The organism is Thalassospira sp. A40-3 (assembly GCF_015871485.1).
In the GTDB taxonomy this organism is placed as follows: Bacteria; Pseudomonadota; Alphaproteobacteria; order Rhodospirillales; family Thalassospiraceae; genus Thalassospira; species Thalassospira tepidiphila.
Window position 1 is genome coordinate 2,745,688 of record NZ_CP065428.1, and the last position, 15,762, is coordinate 2,761,449.

Sequence of the window (15,762 nt, forward strand, 5' to 3'; positions counted from 1 at the left end):
GCAGGGTTGTCTCTGTCAAGAACATTCAAACAGGAATTTGAATGTTCTTGTTTCCAAACATCATATATTGAGGTCGTCAGGCATAGTCGTGGCGTGCCATCCATGCCTTCAGGTCTTCGGATATTGCGGCCTGTATATCACGATCACTCTCAGAGCGCCCGATATGCGCGGCATCACTCTTGACAAGCTGCGAATTGAATTCATTGGAAACATTGAGAAATTCGGCAAGCGTTTCCAGAGTTTTTTCTGGTTGCTCCACCAAATCCTCCATCCGCACCGTCAAGGTCAAATGCTCAGGCAAAGCCTCCATCAGCTTTTCAGCTGCCAGCAAGTTGGAACAGATATACTGCTCAGCTAATTTGACATCATTTGGGAACCAGACTTGCTTTACATAGGAGCTGATCGTATCGGCCGGTGACCGGATCATGTTGACAAACCGCATTTCCGGGAACAGTTCGGCAAGGAAATCTACCGCCAGAGAGTTCGATGGCGTATCATCGACCCAGCGCAGTTGCGATATAGTGCCGTAAAGATCGCACAGGAAGCCCCGTGCAATATCCAACAATTCTGCTCGCTCAAACTGCTTCGTCACAAAAAACGGTTTCAGTAGTCCATCTGTATCAACAATCCCGTTCTGATCGATATGCACAGCCAGTTTTTTGACGAGCTCGTTCACGCACTTGTCATAGTTGTTAATCCCAAAGCCCTGCGCTATCGCATGGACGGACCCACTTGCCTGAGGATTTTGTCGTTGCACATACTCAAACGCCTGATGAAATGATGCACCATGCTCGTTCATACGGTTTTGCACCTGCTGGTTTAACGCTACGTCGCGAAAAGCCAGATTACGAAGCTTTTGGGCCCGCGCGTAAAAATGCAGGATTGCGAAATGACGCCTCATCAAATCGGGTATGCCGGACAGGTCACGTATAAGATCGCGCAATCCCGCACGTTCGACAATGAGCTTGTTCTCGTGGACAGGCAGATTAAATGCGGGATGCGACCCGACTAAATCCCCCATGAGCGAGGTACCACTTCTACCGCTACCACCAACGAAAACAGGCAACGTCAATTGACTTTGGCTCATAATTTTCCTGCATGCTTGTTTTGAGGTGGCGCGAGACAAGAGTCATAGCATCCTCAATCATGTGTGACATGGGCAAAGGTATCGCGTACTACCCGCGAAATATGATCATCATCAATCTGATAAAGGATATGTCGCCCTCTACGCTCGGACGCGAGAATACGTTGGTCGCGCAAATGTCGCAAATGATGACTGCAAAGCGATTGCGACATATTCGTTGCCGCAGCCAACTCCGAAACAGTCTGGGGCTTTTCCATGCAGCGCAGGACAAGCTGAAGCCGCCCGGCATCCCCCAATAGGGAAAAGATTTTCGCTGCCGCCTCGACATCAGGCAAAGCCAAATCCGCGCCAACGGCCCGCGATGCGTCGCGTGTGACGGCCTCGCCCTGTTCCGTGCTCAGACCAAGTCGGGCAGCTGCATCACATTCCTGGCAATCATCAGGATCAGTTGCGGGAACGGGCGTGCGGGGTTTGGTTTTGCTTTCTGACATGGGGACTATTTTCCACGCCTGCCCGCACAAGGCAAGCGACACATAAAAATTCGCCTAAATCGCCGTCGCTCTCGGCAGGCCAGAAACAAACCGGATTGACTCATTTCGATAAATTATTCATGTTTTACATGAATTTTATAACTTGATTCGGAATTCCCCTATTCAGGAGCCCCACAGATGTCCTCCACCCAACACACTGATACGCTTAAGAATGTGCGCACCATCAGCACCCTTCTTTACTGGGCCTGCGCGATTGCCATCATTTTTCAGATCCTGGTCGTGCCACTGGTCTGGTACGCGCCAGGCTGGGTTGAAGCCAGCACAAGTCAAATGACCGTCAGCCTTGCCGATCTGCACGCGCTCTCGGGTTGGCAGAAATACGTCACCATGGCGGTGATGATGATCCCGTCACTTGTTTTGGCCTATGGCCTGTATCGCTTGCGCAAGATGTTTGGTGCCTTCGCTCATAACGCCATTTTCCAGACGGGCCCGATCCGCCACCTCAAGGCATTTGGTATTGCCCTTCTGGCGCAAACCCTGATCAAACCGCTAACCGGTGCTGCCACCTCGGTCCTTGCGACTTTCCACCGTCCGGCCGGTGAACGGGTTCTGTCGATCGGGTTGAGCAATGCCGAGGCCAGCACGCTGTTTCTCGGCGGGCTGATCATTGTCATTGCCTGGGTGCTTGGCGAAGCCGCCCGCATTCATGACGAAAATCGGAGTTTCGTCTGATGACCATTATCGTTCGGCTGGACGTCATGCTGGCCACCCGCAAGATGAAGTCCAAAGACCTCGCCGCCCGGATCGGGATTAGCGAACAAAACCTCTCGCTTTTGAAGTCCGGCAAAGTGCGAGGCGTGCGGTTTGAAACGCTATCGGCCATTTGCAAGGAGCTTGATTGTCAACCCGGCGACCTTTTGGAATTTCAACCCGATTAGTGACCGGCCAATGCAAGCGAGCAGAGCACGAGAACCATGGCATTTCGCCCGCTTTTACGACTTCATCCGATCCCCGGACGGGTCGCAGAACGGGTGTAGAGACGCCTGAGCACCAACCACTGTTCCAGCGACATCAATGCTGTAACTTGATGCCAGAATGTCGCCGGACGTCTCACCCGCGCATCCGATATAGCCCATCCCGACAGCAGCACCAAGATGATGGCCATAGGCCCCCGATGTCAGATGACCGACGATCTTGCCATCGCGCAGGATCGGTTCGTTATGGAACAAGAGTGGTTCCGGATCATTCAGGCGGAATTGCACTATCCGACGCGTCAAACCACTTTCACGCTTGGCAAGCACGGCATCCCGGCCAAAGAAATCCGACTTGTCGGTTTTAACAGCAAAACCAAGCCCGGCCTCAAGCACATGATCCTCACAGGTGATGTCATGACCAAAGTGACGAAAGCCCTTTTCGATCCGGCACCCATCCATCATATGCAAGCCACATAATTTCAGGCCATGGCCTTCGCCAGCCGCTAGCAGCGTTTCAAACACATGGGCAGCCATGTCGGTACTGACATAGATTTCCCAGCCCAGTTCCCCGACATAGGAAACACGATGGGCACGCGCGATCCCCATGCCGATTTCGATTTCCTGTGCCGTGCCAAACGGATTGGCCGCGTTTGAGAAATCGTTGGGCGATACGGAAGCCAACAGATCACGCGACTTCGGCCCCATAACGGCCAGAACCGCCTCACCCGCCGTGACATCAGTGATGACAACCATATGATCGTCAACATGGCGACGCATCCATGTCTCATCGGCCAGCCGCGTTGCCGCCGGTGTCACCACCAGATAAGCAAGCTCCGAAAGGCGTGTAATGGTTACGTCCGCCTCGATCCCGCCCCGCGCATTGAGGAACTGGGTATAGACGATCTTGCCAACCGGCACGTCCATCTCCCCACCGCTGACATGGTTCAGGAAGGCCGTCGCATCCGGGCCTTCAACCCGGATTTTGCCAAAGGACGACATGTCATAAAGGCCCACACCGGTTCGGATTGCCAGATGCTCTGCCTTGGCATTGTCAAACCAGTTGGGGCGTTTCCAGCTATATTCATATTCCGGTTTCTGACCGTCATTGGCGAACCAGTTTGCACGCTCCCAGCCTGCGAGCTCACCGAACACGGCGCCGTTCCTCGCCAGATGTTCATGCAGGGGCGAGCGACGAATGCCGCGTGATGTTGCTTTTTGCCGGAACGGATAATGATCGGCATACAGCAAGCCCAATGTTTCTGAAACACGTTCCGTCAGATAGGTCTTGTTGCCCTGAAATGGCTGCATGCGTGCGATATCGACATCGCCAAGATCGAACGGCTTTTCGCCGTCTTCCATCCATTGCGCCAACGCCATCCCGGCCCCACCGGCCGATTGAATACCGATGGAATTGAACCCGGCCGCGACCCAAACATTATCCATACCAGGCGCCAGACCAAGGTGATAGGCGTCATCGGGCGTAAAGCTTTCCGGGCCATTGAAAAAGGTATGAATACCGGTTTGGCCCAAAAGTGGCAGGCGATTGATCGCCATTTCAAGGATCGGTTCGAAATGCTCGAAATCGGGTGGCAGCTCATCAAACTCGAAGCTGTCGGGAATGCCCTCCATGCCCCATGGCTTGGCCTTGGGCTCGAACATTCCCAATAGGATCTTACCGGCATCTTCCTTGTAATAGGCGCACTCATCAGGCACGCGCAGAACCGGCAAATCACCCAGCTGTGGCACACTATCGGTGACGATATAATAATGCTCACAAGCATGTAACGGCACATTCACACCGGCCATCTTGCCAACATCGCGCGCCCACATGCCCGCACAGTTGACCACCATATCGCAGGCAATTTCGCCTTGATCACCATCCTCGGATTGCCAGGAAACGGCTGTAATACGCGATCCCTGTTTGCGCATACCGGTGACTTTGGTGCGGCTATGGATTTTCGCACCACGTTTGGTTGCACCGCGCGCCAGCGAAAGCGCGATATTCCCCGGATCACCCTGCCCATCCTTGGGCAAATACACGCCTGCTGTCACGCCATCCAGATTGACATGCGGATAGCGTTCCCCGATCTCGGCAGGTGAGATTTCTTCGATCTCCACCCCGAAGGCACGTGCCATCGCGGATTGGCGGAACAATTCTTCCTTCCGATCCTCCGTCAGGGCGACGGTGATGGCACCAACGCGCTTGAAACCTGTGGCGACCCCGGTTTCATCTTCAAGCGTGCCGTATAGTTCCTGGGAGTACTTGGCAAGACGGGTCATGTTGGCGGTTGCGCGCAACTGGGCAATCAGACCCGCCGCATGCCATGTCGTGCCGGATGTCAGTTCCTTGCGTTCGAGCAAGACAACATCTTTCCAGCCCAATTTGGTCAGATGATAGGCGACCGAACAGCCAATCACGCCACCGCCGATAATGACTACACGGGCCTTGTCCTGAATGTTTGCCAACGCCATAGCCCCTTATTCGAAATGCACTGAACTTCCCGGGACGGTCTCCTGATATGGTGGCATACCTGCTTACAACAACTGGATGCTCATATTGTTGTGCTGACGCTAGACAACAAGCTTGACGGCGACAAGGGGAGATGGAGCCAAAAGGTACTTTGGCTCCATAAAATCATACGATCTGGCACCACGAAATCGTTTACCACTCAGGGCTTAAAGGTCACCATGAATGATCTATTGCCTGTCCATAGAACGTAGATCATATAGTCCCATCAGACATCCGGTTTCCCAATGACTTACGAATTAACCATTCTGGTTCTCAACGCGCTGCTCTGCCTGGCTTTCCCATGGGCCTATAATTATGCCTACGCCAAGCAGCCCGGTGTTGGGGACAAACGCCTCATGGGCAACCGCGACGCCCTGCCCGAACGGACCGGCATGGCCGCACGCGGGGTACGCGCCCATCAGAACCATCTGGAAAACCTTGTTCCCTTTGCGATTATCGTACTGACTGCACATGTCATCGGTGTGTCCAATAGTGTGACCGTTGCCTGTGCGACCATTTTTCTCGCGGCGCGCATTGCACATGGCGGGCTTTATCTTGCGGGCATCACGCGCGTTCCGGGGATCAATGGCGTCCGCTCGATCGCCTATTTCGTCAGCCTGTTTTCGATGCTGGTTTACGCGTCCCAACTGTTTTTGGCCTAGGTCTAAGCGATGATTTACATCCTTGATTGATCGTGTGCTTGCCGGGCACTGCGAGTTTTGCCTTAATGAACGCCAATAATGCCGCGCACAAAGCAGCGGCAACAGGGAATGGTTCAGGAAAGGACGTTTTACATGACGCAGAAAGTCGCACTGGTCACCGGGGCCGCACGCGGGATCGGACTTGCTACCACCAAACTATTTATCGATCAGGGCTGGAAAGTCGCCATGATTGATCGCGACGGACCGGAACTTGATTCTGCGTCAAAAACCGTGTCGGATGTGGCCTCGGCCTTTGAATATGATGTCTCGGACGCCGCGCAGGTTGATCAGATGGTCAATGCTGTGCTTTCGGCCTTTGGACGGATCGATGCCGTCGTCAACAATGCCGGTGTTGCCGACTTCCTGCCGGTCGAGGAAACAAGCTTCGCGACCTGGCGCCGCATCATGGAAACCAACCTTGATGGTGTCTTTCTTGTCTCACAGGCGACCATACCAGCACTCAAGGAAACCAGAGGCGCGATTGTCAATATCGGCTCGATCTCCGGCCTTCGCGCATCAACGCTTCGTGTCGCCTATGGCACATCAAAAGCTGCGGTCATTCACATGACCAAACAACAGGCCGCCGAACTGGGGGAATATGGCATCCGCGCCAATTGCGTCTGCCCCGGCCCGGTCAAAACCAAACTCGCCATGGCCGTGCATTCGCCAGAAATTATCTCGGCCTATCTCGACGCGATGCCGCTGGGCCGCTATGGCACAGAAAACGAAATTGCCGAAGTCATCCATTTCCTGTGCTCCGACAAGGCAAGCTTTGTTACCGGCCAGATCGTTGCCGCCGATGGCGGGTTCGAAACAACCGGCGTTGGCCTACCCGCCCTTCGCAGAGAGTAAAGGTAATGATCCCATGCGCCCGCTTCGCCTGATCATCGCATTGACCGCCATATTGGCCCTGTCGTCATGCCTGACATTTAACTGGCAGCGCAGCGTGCAGCAGGCTTTGTCAAATGCGTGTAACTCCTCAGGCGATTGCGGGTCGGAGGGGCCGGGCTCGAACTAGCTCAAATGCAAAACGGCGCGCCCAGTGGACGCGCCGTTTGTTGGTTCCGGTATCCGAAAACCTATTCCCACTCAATCGTTCCCGGTGGCTTCGAAGTAAAGTCATAGGTCACACGGTTAATGCCGTTGACTTCATTGATGATCCGGTTGGCGATGCGGCCAAGCAGTTCCGGCGGGAACGGGAAGAAATCGGCGGTCATGCCGTCGGTTGAGGTCACGGCACGCAAGGCGCATGCATAGTCGTAGGTACGACCATCGCCCATCACGCCGACGGTACGCACCGGCAGCAGCACGGCAAAAGCCTGCCAGATGGCGTCATAAAGACCGGCATTGCGGATTTCTTCGAGATAGATCGCATCAGCCTTGCGCAGCACATCGAGCTTTTCGCGCGTGATTGGCTGGCCCGGGATGCGGATGGCAAGGCCCGGTCCAGGGAACGGGTGACGGCCAACAAAGCTGTCGGGCAGCCCCAGTTCACGGCCAAGGTCGCGGACTTCGTCCTTGAACAGCTCACGAAGCGGTTCGACCAGCTTCATGTTCATGCGTTCCGGAAGGCCACCAACGTTGTGGTGTGACTTGATGGTGACCGAAGGACCACCGGTGAAGGACACACTTTCGATCACGTCGGGATAAAGCGTTCCCTGTGCCAGGAAGTCTGCACCACCGATTTTCTTGGCTTCTTCTTCAAACACTTCGATGAACAGACGGCCAATGGTTTTGCGTTTTACTTCCGGGTCGGTTTCGCCTTCGATGGCACCAATAAAGGTGTCAGACGCATCAACATGCACAAGCGGGATGTTGTAGTGATCGCGGAACAGGGTGACGACCTGATCGGCCTCGCCCGAACGCATGAAGCCATGATCAACGAACACGCAGGTCAGCTGATCGCCAATCGCTTCGTGGATCAGAACCGCGGTGACGGAACTGTCAACACCACCCGAAAGACCACAGATGACCTTGCCATCGCCGACCTGTTTGCGGATCTTGTCGATCGCATCGTCTTTATAGGCATTCATGGTCCAGTCGCCAGAGCACCCGGCAACACCATGGGTGAAGTTCTTGAGAAGCTGGGCACCATGCGGGGTGTGGACCACTTCCGGGTGGAACTGCACGGCATAGAATTTTTTGTCGTCATTGGCGATGGCGGCAAACGGTGCGCCTTCGGATTTACCAACAACGCGGAAACCATCAGGCAGCGCATCAACGCGATCGCCGTGGCTCATCCAGACCTGTTCGCGGGCACCTTCGGCCCAGACACCTTTGAAAAGATCGCAATCCTCGATCACATCGACAAAGGCACGACCGAATTCACGATGATCAGAGGTCGCAACCTTGCCGCCCAATTGATTGACCATGGTCTGCTGACCATAGCAAATGCCCAGAACCGGCACGCCGAGCTCAAACACCTTTGCCGGTGCCGAAGGGGCCTTGTCCCAATGCACAGACGCCGGGCCACCCGAAAGGATCACGGCCTTGGGGGCATATTCATCCAGGAACACGTCCGAGATGTTGTTAAAAGGATGGATCTCGCTATAGACACCGCTTTCGCGCACGCGACGTGCGATCAGCTGGGTGACCTGGGATCCGAAATCAATAATCAGCACGCGATCAGTCATCGGGCCGTATCTCCGTCGAAGATTGGGTTGCGCCGTACATACGCCAAACCATCGTGATGGGCAACCCGGCGCAGATGGTCCCCCAACGATGCATTCAAAAAACTTGTCTTGTTGTTACGAGTGTCGCGGTGCAATTGCGGCGGATTTACGCGCAGAGCACCCCGAAAACCCCACAATTGGTCCCTTTTTTCCGCGCAATGGGCGCGCAGTATCTGAGCTAACGGAACGCGGGAAACACCGCGTCCAAGCACGAGCATCAAACGATTGATCAACGCAAGGGACACATCATCATGAGCACTTCCACCGGTAGCAAAATCGCCATGGCCGTCGCAGGCCTTATTCTGATTGCCGGCACGGCAACCGCAATCGCCATGACCCAGAAAGACGGCGGCACCAGCCTGCCGATCATTGGCACCGAGGAAACCGCACCTGCGCAAAACGGCAAAGACCTGATCCCTGATAGCGCCGAAGAAATCGTTCCGGGCATGAAAAACCTTGAGAACGGCGACGCGTCCAAAGGAAGCGACGGTAGCGCAACTGGCACCGGCACCATCTTTGACGAGCCGGTACAGACCACCGAGTAACGCGCAAACGCGTTGACGGTTAAACAAAATCGGCCCTGCGAGCATCACTCGCAGGGCCTTTTGATTTGCAGGCAGAACAAGGGCGGTGTGAGGCTGGGACTGGTTTCCATATGCCATTACCGCCAATGTCATTACTTTACCTTGCCTTTTGCAGTGCGCTCGAACACCGCAACAAAGAAACCATCCGTTCCATGCACATTCGGCGACAAACGCAGCCACGGCTTGTCCTTACCGCCCGGTACAGGCACTGATTTTGGCGCATCCGGCCAGATTTCATTGACCGGCACCGGTTTGAAATCCTTGCGATCACGCATGAAGGTTTCGATCAGACGTTCGTTTTCCTCGGGCATGATCGAACAGGTCGCATAAATCAGGCGCCCGCCCTTGGTCACCTTGGCGGCACCGGCCTTAAGGATTTTGCTTTGTTCCGCCATCAGGCCGCGCAAGTCACGCTGCCCAATCCGCCAGCGCAGTGCCGGGTTACGACGAAGCGTCCCAAGGCCCGAGCACGGCACATCAAGCAACACCCGGTCAAAAAAGCCCGACTTGTTACGAAGCCAGCTGTCACGTTCATCGGCGATGATGCGTTGCTGGATGCAATCGCCTGCCCCGGCACGGCGTGCACGTTTGCGCGCATTGTCGAGACGACCGCCATGGGTGTCACAGGCAAGAATACGGCCCTTGCCGCGCATGTCCGCCGCAAGGCCAAGCGTCTTGCCGCCACCGCCCGCACACATATCCAAAATCGTCATGCCCGGCTTGGCATCGACCAGATGCACGCAAATCTGCGATGCTTCGTCCTGGATTTCGATCAGGCCGTCTTTATAGGCCGCCGTAACCAGCATGTTCAAACCAAGCGGCAAACGAAGGCCATTGGGGGCATAGGGCGTGCGTTCGATATCCTTGATGCCATCAGCCTTCAGCGACTTGATCGCATCTTCAACACTACCGCGCAGGCGGTTCACGCGCAGATCAAGTTTGGCCGGCTGGTTATACGCCGCCATTTCGGCGGCAAGGTTTTCGTGATGCAGCTTCATCAGTTCGGTATAAAGCCATTTCGGCAATTCGGCCTTTACCGCACCGGGCTGCGCATCATGATCAAGTGTTGTGCCCGAAAGCTTGTTGATCAGATGCTTTTCATTGGGACGCAAAATGTCGGGGCAGAATTGTTCACCACAGAAACGGTCTTCGATCTCGCTGGTGGTCAAACCGTCATGCAACACCAGATCGGCGATCATGCGCGCACGACCGTCCTGGAACTGATAATCACATTCCGCCAGCCACCAACCCAGACGAGCCTGATGACGGATCAGGTTATAGAAACGTTCGCTGATTTCACGACGATCCCCGCCGCCGATATACCGGCGTGATCCGAAATAGCCTGACACAACGCGGTCGGCGTCATCTCGGTTATGGGTCCAGCCATCGTAAAGTTCGATAACGGCTGCTATGCGGGCACCGGGTTTCAAAGCGTAAAATCCAACCTGTTTGCGGGTGAAAGACTGCTTCGCATATGGGAAGCGCGCCAACACCTTACGATAAAAAAGCTGATGACGGCAGGAAGGCCTGCCGTCATCGAAATTTGAATGCGCCTCATATCATGGCAAGGACCATTCGCCAACAGCGTCAAACGCAAGGCTGGTCAGCCAATCAGCAGGCGCAAGTCCATCAGCCGCCCGGACGATAGTTCGGTGCTTCGCGGGTGATGGTCACGTCGTGCGCATGGCTTTCGCGCAGGCCCGCATTGGTAATGCGAACAAATTCCGCACGTTCGCGGAAGTCCGCAAGCGTTGCCGAACCGGTATAGCCCATGGATGCCTTAAGACCACCAACCAGCTGATGGATGATCTGACCTGCCGGGCCTTTGTAAGGAACGCGGCCTTCGATGCCTTCGGGAACCAGTTTGAGGTTGTCCTGAACATCCTGCTGGAAATAACGGTCGGCCGAGCCACGTGCCATCGCACCGACCGAACCCATACCACGGTAGGATTTGTATGAACGGCCCTGATACAGGATGACTTCGCCAGGGGCTTCGTCAGTACCGGCCAGAAGCGATCCAACCATGCAGGTGCTTGCACCGGCTGCCATCGCCTTGGCAATGTCGCCAGAAAACTTGATACCGCCATCAGCGATGATCGGAATATCAAGCTTGTGCGCCATTTCACCACATTCAAGAACAGCAGTCAGCTGCGGCACGCCAACACCGGCAACGATACGGGTCGTACAGATCGAGCCTGGGCCGATACCGACCTTGACCGCATCTGCACCGGCCTCTGCCAGCGCCTTGACGGCGTCTGCGGTGGCGACGTTACCGGCAATGATCTGGGTGTCGCCAACCTGGGCCTTGATTTGTTCGACCGCCTTGATCACGCCGGCCGAATGGCCGTGTGCGGTATCAATGACCAAAACGTCCACACCTGCCTCAATCAGGGCTGCGGCGCGTTCAAAGCCAGCCTCGCCCACGCCAGTTGCCGCGGCAACGCGCAGGCGACCGCTTTCATCCTTGCAGGCGTTCGGGTGGAGTTTGGCTTTTTCGATGTCCTTGACCGTGATCAGGCCTGTGCAACGATAGGCTTCATCCACAACAAGCAGCTTTTCGATGCGGTGCTGGTGAAGGAGTTTCTTGGCTTCGGTGGTATCGACATTCTCGGTGACCGTGACCAGACCTTCGTGGGTCATCAGTTCGGAAACCGGCTGTGCGCGGTTGGATGCGAAACGGACATCGCGGTTGGTCAGAATGCCGACCAGCTTGTTCGAACCACGTTCGACAACCGGGATGCCGGAAATGTGGTTGGCATCCATCAGGTCGAGCGCATCGGCAAGCGTTTGATCAGGATGAATGGTGATCGGGTTGACGACCATACCCGATTCGAACTTTTTCACGCGGCGAACTTCTTCGGCCTGCTGTGCGATATCGAGGTTCTTGTGAATGACCCCCATGCCGCCATGCTGTGCCATGACAATCGCCATTGCGCTTTCGGTAACGGTATCCATTGCCGAGGAAAGCAGCGGGATTCTGAGTTCAATATTCTTGGTAATGCGGGTGTTGGTCTGCACCTGAGCAGGCAGCACTTCTGATGCTGCGGGTTTGATCAATACGTCGTCAAACGTCAGGGCTTCGGCAATGCGGGTCATCTGGCCACCTCGTTAATCTGAGTTGGCGCGGAATTTATACACGTTATGCCCCAAATGCCAAGTTTTGTGCGCCCATAACAGCCCTGTGATTTTATTGATGCTTTATTTTGCGCATTCCGTTAGAAACTGGTCGATGGGGCTGCCGTCAGGCGAGCCCCTTTTTCATTTCCGCAAATGCAAGCCTTGGAAACGCAGACCTAAAGGCTAAAGACAAACTGGTCGTAATCCATACCAGCGTCATTCAACAGGTCAGTGACCATCTTGATCCCGCGCGCCATGCCTTCCTTGCGGTTGGCTTCCTTGGCCTCTTCTTCACACAGCGCCTTATAAAGCGGGATGACCTTTTCGACCGCATCACGACGCGGCACGCGGCGGTTGGAATGATATCCGATGATCTTGCCATCCGGACCGAAGCTCGGCGTGACATTGGCCAAGACCCAGTAATGGTCGCCATTGGCACTGCGATTGATCACATAGGCGAAAATCTCGCGCCCGGCCTCAATGGTTTGCCACAGAAGGGCAAAGACCGACCTTGGCATATCAGGATGGCGGATGATGCTGTGTGGCTGACCAAGGATATCGCGTTCACGGTATCCGGCGACACGCAGGAACGTGTCATTGGCATATGTAATCCTGCCCTTGAGATCGGTCTTTGAGACGATGATCTCATGCTCGTCAAAATGACGTTCCACCCCTGTCAGGCTAAGATTGTCCTGTTTCATCAGATAAACCCCACAAGCAATGGCCACCCCACATGGCCCGTTCCACCCGGAATGCAAGACTAACTTCTTGCCACCTTGATCATTAACGCCTTGGGCGCGATCAGGGTTTGATGTAACGCAACAATGCCTGAAGAATTATAACTATTCCAGTCTATCCCATTGTGGATATTGGATTAATTTATTGATGCCTATTCGATCGGTGACCAGTTGTCGTCTTCGCGGATTTCGGCATTCCTGATGTCGTCCTCGGCGTTGTTCTGGCCGCGGAAGCCGGTTGCGATCAGATAGGCCTCGGGACTTTCGGGGCGGGATGCTGGCGGTTTGGCGTGCTTGGTCACGCGGAAGTTCTTTTTGACACGGTCAAGAAGCTCGTTCTCGGTACCGCCCTTGAACACCTTGGCAATGAAAATGCCGCCCGGTGCCAGAACTTCCTCGGCAAACAGCAAGGCATGTTCGACCAGATCAATAATACGAATGTGGTCGGTCTGACGGTGACCGGTGGTTTCCGGTGACATATCGGAAATTACGGCATCAACCGCGCCCTGCAATTCGTGCTTGATCATATCCGGCGCCTTAGGATCAAGGAAATCGGCCTGCAAACAGGTCGCACCCGAAATGCCTTCCCATTCAAGGATATCAAGGCCGACAACCTGACCCTTGCCATGTTTGGAGCCGACCATATCCACCGCCACCTGCGTCCAGCCGCCAGGGGCCGCACCAAGGTCAACGATGCGCATGCCCGGTTGCAGCAGATCAAACTGGTTGTTGATTTCAATCAGCTTGAAGGCCGCACGCGAACGATAGCCAAGACGCTTGGCTTCCTGCACATACGGGTCATTAAGTTGGCGATCAAGCCAGCGGGTCGACGAAATCTTGCGCCCCTTGGCACTTTTTACACGCGTACGCAGGCCACGGCGTGCGCCGGTGTCGATGGCTGCAATGGCCGAACCCTTGCGGCGGCGCTGCCCGCCTTTTCCGCTGCGATTGTCGCTCATGATTTATCCTGAACTGAATTCTGTTTTGGCCAGACCTGCCGGGACATGGATGTCAACCGATCAGGAGGAAGCCGGAATATGCGACACTGTATGACGGCGTGCGTCGCATGGGTCAATAGCGTGGCCATCTGCGCGCATCAAATCGACCAGAATACCTTCGCGAAGCCCACGGTCGGCGACCTTAAGCGTCGCCAAAGGCCAGATATCACGAATCGCGGCAAAGATCGCCGCCCCGGCATCCATCAGTTCGGCGCGCTGATTGCCAATGCACGGATGACCCTTGCGTTTGTCCGATCCCATGCGCAGCAAAAGCTCGGTCACGCGTTCTGCGTCATCAAACCGCAGATCAGACCCATCGACCTTGTGACGTTCATACCGTTCAAGACCAAGTGCAATGCCACAGAATGTGGTGACGGTGCCCGATGTGCCAACCATCTGGACCTTGTCATCATCGAGCATGTCCGAGCAGCAATTGCGCTTGGCAAATTCTTCAAGACGCTGGCGGATTTCGGTGCGCATGGCTTCAAACCGTTCGCGGCGTTCCTCGACCGTGGCATAACGTTCGGTCAGGCACAGAACACCGCACGGCATGGACAGGGTTTCAATGCACTGGGTCTTGCCGGTCTTGTCGACCTTGATCCAGCAGATCTCCGTACTGCCACCACCGATATCAAACACCACCGCATAGGGACGTTCATCCAGAAGGGCCGAGCAGGCCTGAAGCGCCAGACGGCTTTCCTCATCCGGATTGATGATATCAAGCGAGATACCGGTTTCATCGAAAACGCGACGAACGAATTCATCACGATTGTTGGCAGTGCGGCAGGCCTCGGTCGCAACGGCACGAAGCTTTGCCCCCGGATGACGGCGCAGTTTTTTGGCACAGACCCGAAGCGCATCAATCGCCCGGTCCATCGCCGCCTCACACAGATAGCCCTTTTCACGCACGCCTTCGCCGAGGCGCACGACACGTGAAAAGGCATCAATCACCTTGAAGCCATCATTGCACGGGCGCGCGACCAGAAGCCGGCAGTTTGAACTGCCCAAATCAATCGCGGCATAAAGCGGGGCTGTAATGCAATCAACGATGCGCGATGATTTCGCGCCACCGTCGGGGACCTGAACGGCGGTTCCCGGTTGCGGCATGCCCGGTTTATCGGGGCCATCAAGCACGGCATGCCCGCCCATTGCAGCGCCGCCTGCCGGGCTGCTGCCCCTGTGCGAGTTGCTATGGGGGGATTGGTGCTTCACCGTTCGAAAACCTGCCTTCTGTTACGCGCATAATTTCTATATTGCGGATCATCATGATATTTATGTGACGATCTCGCGAATCAACTATATGAGTGTAACGACAATCCCCGGCAAGGCAAATCCCGTATGCGGTAATCGCATGGTTGACCAGATGGAAACAAAAAAGGGGTTGCCAAAACCGGGCGGGTTTTATACATAGCGGCCCACACCGCGCCGCACGTCGCGCACGGTGGACCAAGTTTTGTTGGGGAATAGGTTAACGGTAGACCTACGGACTCTGACTCCGTCAGTCCTGGTTCGAATCCAGGTTCCCCAGCCAGCCTTCGCCTACTAAAGTAGGCTACGGCTTGGCATGCCAAGTAGTCGCCCCACATTCATAAGCGGCGAAGGCTGACACGCCGAAGCTAAGCGGAGGCGGTCAATGGCGGACATGCAATATGTCTATATTCTTCAGAGTTTAAAGTTTCCCGAACGCTACTATATCGGCTGCACGCGAGATGTCGCAAAGCGTTTGTATCGCCATAACAACGAACCAAACAGCTCAGGCTCCAAGCATACAGCAAACTTTGGTCCATGGAAGATCATAAACACCTTTGGATTCGAAGACGCGAACAAGGCATTTGCTTTCGAGAAATACCTCAAAACAGGCTCTGGTAGAGCGTTCTGCAAAAGGCACTTTTAGG

15 protein-coding genes and 1 tRNA gene are annotated in these 15,762 nt (G+C 55.1%); 7 read left to right on the plus strand and 9 right to left on the minus strand.

The window, feature by feature from the left end:
• Positions 1-76: 76 nt before the first annotated feature.
• Together IT893_RS12675 and IT893_RS12680 are read right to left on the minus strand one after the other, a co-directional pair.
• On the minus strand, positions 77-1,126 hold the full coding sequence (locus tag IT893_RS12675; protein ID WP_157097799.1) for a sulfotransferase: 1,050 nt from the start codon (positions 1,124-1,126) through the stop codon (positions 77-79).
• Positions 1,127-1,140: 14 nt separating this feature from the next.
• Positions 1,141-1,575: a helix-turn-helix transcriptional regulator gene (locus tag IT893_RS12680; RefSeq protein WP_064782288.1), complete on the minus strand. Its 435-nt coding sequence runs from the start codon at positions 1,573-1,575 to the stop codon at positions 1,141-1,143.
• A gap of 177 nt (positions 1,576-1,752) precedes the next feature.
• Here IT893_RS12680 and IT893_RS12685 point away from each other — a divergent pair, with 177 nt between their 5' ends.
• Complete coding sequence (locus IT893_RS12685) at positions 1,753-2,307, plus strand: DUF2975 domain-containing protein (RefSeq protein ID WP_197145374.1); 555 nt, start codon at positions 1,753-1,755, stop codon at positions 2,305-2,307.
• Positions 2,307-2,513, plus strand: coding sequence for a helix-turn-helix transcriptional regulator (locus tag IT893_RS12690; protein ID WP_197145375.1), 207 nt, complete (start codon positions 2,307-2,309; stop codon positions 2,511-2,513). Before IT893_RS12685 ends, IT893_RS12690 begins: the two co-directional genes overlap by 1 nt.
• Before the next feature lie 54 nt (positions 2,514-2,567).
• Here IT893_RS12690 and IT893_RS12695 read toward each other — a convergent pair whose 3' ends face one another.
• Complete coding sequence (locus tag IT893_RS12695) at positions 2,568-5,021, minus strand: FAD-dependent oxidoreductase (RefSeq protein WP_197145376.1); 2,454 nt, start codon at positions 5,019-5,021, stop codon at positions 2,568-2,570.
• Between the two features lie 282 nt (positions 5,022-5,303).
• Here IT893_RS12695 and IT893_RS12700 point away from each other — a divergent pair, with 282 nt between their 5' ends.
• Together IT893_RS12700 and IT893_RS12705 are read left to right on the plus strand one after the other, a co-directional pair.
• Complete coding sequence (locus IT893_RS12700; protein ID WP_197145377.1) at positions 5,304-5,720, plus strand: MAPEG family protein; 417 nt, start codon at positions 5,304-5,306, stop codon at positions 5,718-5,720.
• Positions 5,721-5,852: 132 nt separating this feature from the next.
• Positions 5,853-6,611, plus strand: coding sequence for an SDR family NAD(P)-dependent oxidoreductase (locus IT893_RS12705; protein WP_197145378.1), 759 nt, complete (start codon positions 5,853-5,855; stop codon positions 6,609-6,611).
• Between the two features lie 227 nt (positions 6,612-6,838).
• Here the strand turns inward: IT893_RS12705 and guaA are convergent, their stop codons facing one another.
• Complete coding sequence (gene guaA / locus IT893_RS12710; protein ID WP_197145379.1) at positions 6,839-8,392, minus strand: glutamine-hydrolyzing GMP synthase; 1,554 nt, start codon at positions 8,390-8,392, stop codon at positions 6,839-6,841.
• A gap of 290 nt (positions 8,393-8,682) precedes the next feature.
• On the opposite strand from guaA, the gene IT893_RS12715 reads away from it, so the two are divergent.
• Entirely contained in the window at positions 8,683-8,976 is a 294-nt protein-coding gene (locus IT893_RS12715; protein WP_008892166.1) for a hypothetical protein, read from the plus strand.
• A 131-nt stretch (positions 8,977-9,107) separates the two neighbouring features.
• On the opposite strand, the gene IT893_RS12720 is transcribed toward IT893_RS12715, so the two are convergent.
• The 5 genes from IT893_RS12720 to IT893_RS12740 all read right to left on the minus strand — a co-directional run bounded on the left by IT893_RS12720 (position 9,108) and on the right by IT893_RS12740 (position 15,079).
• Entirely contained in the window at positions 9,108-10,445 is a 1,338-nt protein-coding gene (locus IT893_RS12720; RefSeq protein ID WP_197145380.1) for an RsmB/NOP family class I SAM-dependent RNA methyltransferase, read from the minus strand.
• A 199-nt stretch (positions 10,446-10,644) separates the two neighbouring features.
• Positions 10,645-12,111, minus strand: coding sequence for an IMP dehydrogenase (guaB, locus tag IT893_RS12725; RefSeq protein ID WP_197145381.1), 1,467 nt, complete (start codon positions 12,109-12,111; stop codon positions 10,645-10,647).
• A 197-nt stretch (positions 12,112-12,308) separates the two neighbouring features.
• Positions 12,309-12,833, minus strand: coding sequence for a PAS domain-containing protein (locus tag IT893_RS12730; RefSeq protein ID WP_040824713.1), 525 nt, complete (start codon positions 12,831-12,833; stop codon positions 12,309-12,311).
• A 188-nt stretch (positions 12,834-13,021) separates the two neighbouring features.
• Positions 13,022-13,828, minus strand: coding sequence for an RlmE family RNA methyltransferase (locus IT893_RS12735; protein WP_082923611.1), 807 nt, complete (start codon positions 13,826-13,828; stop codon positions 13,022-13,024).
• A 60-nt stretch (positions 13,829-13,888) separates the two neighbouring features.
• Complete coding sequence (locus IT893_RS12740) at positions 13,889-15,079, minus strand: Ppx/GppA phosphatase family protein (RefSeq protein ID WP_232308479.1); 1,191 nt, start codon at positions 15,077-15,079, stop codon at positions 13,889-13,891.
• A gap of 245 nt (positions 15,080-15,324) precedes the next feature.
• Here IT893_RS12740 and IT893_RS12745 point away from each other — a divergent pair.
• Positions 15,325-15,398 (plus strand) — tRNA-Gln (locus tag IT893_RS12745).
• A 111-nt stretch (positions 15,399-15,509) separates the two neighbouring features.
• On the plus strand, positions 15,510-15,761 hold the full coding sequence (locus tag IT893_RS20305; RefSeq protein ID WP_040824898.1) for a GIY-YIG nuclease family protein: 252 nt from the start codon (positions 15,510-15,512) through the stop codon (positions 15,759-15,761).
• Position 15,762 lies beyond the last annotated feature (1 nt).